The sequence below is a fragment of the Mesorhizobium sp. M7A.F.Ca.ET.027.03.2.1 genome, assembly GCF_003999175.1.
GTDB lineage: Bacteria > Pseudomonadota > Alphaproteobacteria > Rhizobiales > Rhizobiaceae > Mesorhizobium.
On the sequence record NZ_RZOM01000670.1, the window covers coordinates 1 to 3427 of the forward strand.

Genomic DNA, 3427 nt, shown 5'->3' on the forward strand with positions numbered 1-3427 from the left:
TGACGCGGTAGAGGTCGGCGACGTCACCGGCCACCGTCACGTCGACGATGATGTCGAAGCGCCCGGTGACGACCGAGGCCGAGTTGACGAAGGGCAGCTCGGAAATACGCTGCGCCAGCTCGCGAGCCCGGCCGCGCCCCTGGGCGTTGATGCCGACAATGGCCGAGATCAGTTCGGGGCGCTCGGTCAGGTTCAGCAGGCCGACGATCTTGAGCAGGTTGCGGTCGAGCAGGTTGCGCAGGCGCGTGCGCACCGTCGGCACCGAAATCGCCAATATCTCGGCGATGCGGTTGATGCCCGGTTGTGCATCCTGCGACAGCTGTTTGACCAGCCGCCGATCGGTCAGATCGAGATGTTCCCGCAAAAGCCATGTCTTTCATAAATGAGAAAAATAGGCGAGGTTTTCTTTTAGATGTGAAAATACTTTATGGGAAATCTTTAACAACGGCAATAGCCACGCCGCCCCTTGGCACAGGGCCCTTCTCAGCGTCTCCGCAGGCAGGTAGCGTCAAGTGCCTCGTGTCGAAGCCGCCGGCAAGGTTCGCTCCGAGGGCGCGGCGAAATAGTTGAACCGTCTCGCCGGAAGGCACTGTCGATCACGCAAGCTCGGAGAGCCCTGGCGTGTCGCGGCGGCGGCCGACATCGCGGATCGGCGGTGCACCGAACAGGCGGGCATATTCTCATCATCTTCGCAAACGCTCTCCTCAAGCGCGGCGAAAATGGACCTCTAAAAATCCCTTGATCAAAACGGATACCCTAGGTCTTTGTTTTCATGCATGTCGTTCTCGACCTGCATTAGCCAAGGACTTCGCCACGATGCCGTCCCGGCAAGACGATTGCATCGAGCGCGATGCGGCCGGGACCGAATACCACTAGAGTCAGCGCCATCGCCGCCCAAGGCAAGTGGAAGTTAGCCCAGCCATCGGGAACAGTGAGTTGAATGATGCCGGTCATCACCAACAGTCCAAGGGCGGCGAAGCGGGTGCCGAGGCCAAGCACAAGCAGGATCGGCAGGATGATTTCGGCGAGGCCCGATGCCGTGGCCATGGCGGGGGGGAAAGGATAGGGGATTTCATTGCCGAATATGTGCAGCTTGAACTCTTCCTCGAACAGATAGTGCGCGCCGTTCGACAGGTGCAAAAAGCCGTCCCATTTGGTCAGACCGGAATAGAAGAATGGCACCGCCAGCGCAAAGCGCATCGCCAGCAGCGGCAGCGAACGTGGAATGGCGGCGAGCAAACCTTCGGCGTGCTGGACAAGAGCCAGCAGCGAGGACAGCCTGCCTCGTGGCGCGGTAACGGCTTCGGTCATCATGACGCTTCCCCCTGTTCTGAATTGAAGGCGCGGAACGCGCCCAGAGTGACGAGGCCGACCAGCGCGGCGCCGAAGTCGAAAATGCTTGCCTGCTCGAATGCGATCTCGGCCGCCTCGCCCAGAGTCGCGCCGGCACTCAGGGCCTTGAGGAAGGCCACGTCCTGCGCCGGCAGGACATGGACGTCGACGATCAGTTCGGGCCGTACCAGGAGTACGGCTTCCCCCCTCCACTCCGTTACCGGCAGCACATTGTGGTCCTGATGCGAGGCCCAGATGGAGCCGATCGGATATTGCGATGCGACCAGTTCCGCCGAGGGATGCAGTTCCATTCGCAATTGCGCCAGCGTCTCGGGGGCGAGCTTGGTCAACGCCGGCAGCGCAAGTGGCACCTCGTCGGCGGCGTGGTAGGCGCGCGTCCAGGCCGCTTCCAGCCTCGCCACATCGGCAAGGTAGGTCACGGACTTCGCAGGTTCGAACGCGGCGATGAAATCGGCGAAGTCGTCGCCATAGCTGATGATTAGCGGCGAGGCCGGCTTGTTGTCCTGCGCATAGGCGCGGGCCATGCCGGTGAAGAATTCCGTGCCGACCAGGAGTTCGGTCACGGGAAAGCGCTGCGCCAGGGCCTTTGTAAGCCCGACGAAGACATTGTTGCGGTAGACGGCGAAGCGGACGGCGTCGGCGCACCCGCGGGCACTGGTCACGCCAGTCGGTATCGGCTTGCTCGCATCGAGCAAAGCCGCGGCGAAGGCATCCAGGCTGGTCATGAAAGCCATGATCATGCGGCCCGCGTGTTGTTGCGCCGCGTGGCTTCCGCCGCGATCAGTTCGTCGGTGCGGATCGCCTCGGCCTGCAGTGTGGTGAAATCGGGCACGTCGTTGTCCCATTCGATCAGTGTTGGCATCGGGCCGGTGCGCGACAGCGTGTGCCGGTAGAGCGCCATGACATCGGTCCTGACCGGAGAGCCATGCGCGTCGATGAGCAGGCGGTCGCCGGCGCCGTCGACGCTTTCGTCATAGCCGGCGAGGTGGATCTCGCCGACGCGGCCGACCGGAAAGCGGTCGATGTAGGCCCTGGGATCGAGCCGGTGATTGACGGTGGAGACGACGACATTGTTGACGTCGAGCAGCAAGCCACAGCCGCTGCTTTCGGCAATCGCTTCGAGGAAATCGATCTCGTCGATGGTGCTTTCCTCGAACAGCACATAGGTCGACGGGTTCTCCAGCAGCAATTGCCGGCCGATCGCCTGCTGCGCTTCGTCGACATGGTCGATCACGCGTGCCAGGGTCTCGCTGGTGTACGGCAGCGGCAACAAATCGTTGAGGAAGCCGGTATCATGCGTTGACCAGGCGAGATGTTCGGAAAAGCTCCGCGGCCGGTAACGATCGATAAGACCACGTAGCCGCTTCAAGTGCGCCCTGTCGAGCGGCCGGGCCGAACCGATAGACAAGCCGACGCCGTGCAGCGACAGCGCATAAAGTTCTGCGATGGCTTCGAGGAAGCGGTGTGGCGGGCCGCCAGCGCCCATGTAGTTCTCGGCGTGGACCTCGAAGAAGCCGATGTCGGGCCGCTGCTCCAGTATGTGGTTATAGTGCTCGGGCTTCAAGCCGAGCCCGGCACGCGACGGCAGGCAGAACATACGGTTTGTTGGGGCGATCACGGCGGTCCCTCGCGATGAATCGACGGCAAGAGGGGAGGCTTGGCGGACCTCCCCGCCGCTGACGTCAGCTCTTGATCGGCTCGAGCGAACCCTTATGACCATCGATGTTCATACCGGTGCAGGTGCCAGCCGGCACGGCCTTCCAGGAATTGCCCTGATAGTCCATCGTCGAGGTACCCGCGCATGTCGTGCCAGCTCCGGCGGCGCAATCGTTCTGACCCTTCAGCGCGACGCCGTAGCATTTTTCGTTGCCAACCATCTTGGAAGCGGGGATCGGACCGGCGAAGGCAGCCGTGGCCATTGCGGTGGTGAGCGAACCGGCGAGTGCCAGGGCTAGGGTGGAACGATTCATGAAGTCATCTCCTCTTCTTCGCAGGCCATTGTCGGCTGCGTGACAATCAATTCGGAATTGTCGGCGGTGCCGTTACGGTGTTCGTCGATCACGATCTCGTGAAT

Annotated in this window: 5 protein-coding genes; all 5 read right to left on the bottom strand. The window is 62.1% G+C overall.

Annotation, left to right across the window (positions count from 1 at the left end):
* Positions 1-364, bottom strand: a 364-nt coding sequence (locus tag EN750_RS24570; protein WP_145967884.1) for an Lrp/AsnC family transcriptional regulator, incomplete at its 3' end; no start/stop codon positions are given.
* A 431-nt stretch (positions 365-795) separates the two neighbouring features.
* Positions 796-1314: a DoxX family protein gene (locus tag EN750_RS24575; RefSeq protein WP_127397972.1), complete on the bottom strand. Its 519-nt coding sequence runs from the start codon at positions 1312-1314 to the stop codon at positions 796-798.
* Positions 1311-2093: a DNA-binding domain-containing protein gene (locus tag EN750_RS24580; RefSeq protein ID WP_127397974.1), complete on the bottom strand. Its 783-nt coding sequence runs from the start codon at positions 2091-2093 to the stop codon at positions 1311-1313. Before EN750_RS24580 ends, EN750_RS24575 begins: the two co-directional genes overlap by 4 nt.
* On the bottom strand, positions 2090-2950 hold the full coding sequence (locus EN750_RS24585; protein ID WP_127397978.1) for a DUF692 domain-containing protein: 861 nt from the start codon (positions 2948-2950) through the stop codon (positions 2090-2092). Before EN750_RS24585 ends, EN750_RS24580 begins: the two co-directional genes overlap by 4 nt.
* 85 nt (positions 2951-3035) lie before the next feature.
* The gene (locus EN750_RS24590) at positions 3036-3323 is read right to left on the bottom strand and encodes a DUF2282 domain-containing protein (protein ID WP_127397976.1); all 288 of its coding nucleotides are present in this window, start codon (positions 3321-3323) and stop codon (positions 3036-3038) included.
* Positions 3324-3427 lie beyond the last annotated feature (104 nt).

Excerpts from the sequence above, each read along its gene's own strand:
- EN750_RS24575 (WP_127397972.1), bottom strand. The coding sequence starts at position 1,314 with ATGATGACCGAAGCCGTTACCGCGCCACGAGGCAGGCTGTCCTCGCTG.
- EN750_RS24580 (WP_127397974.1), bottom strand. The coding sequence starts at position 2,093 with ATGATCATGGCTTTCATGACCAGCCTGGATGCCTTCGCCGCGGCTTTG.
- EN750_RS24585 (WP_127397978.1), bottom strand. The coding sequence starts at position 2,950 with ATGTTCTGCCTGCCGTCGCGTGCCGGGCTCGGCTTGAAGCCCGAGCAC.
- EN750_RS24590 (WP_127397976.1), bottom strand. The coding sequence starts at position 3,323 with ATGAATCGTTCCACCCTAGCCCTGGCACTCGCCGGTTCGCTCACCACC.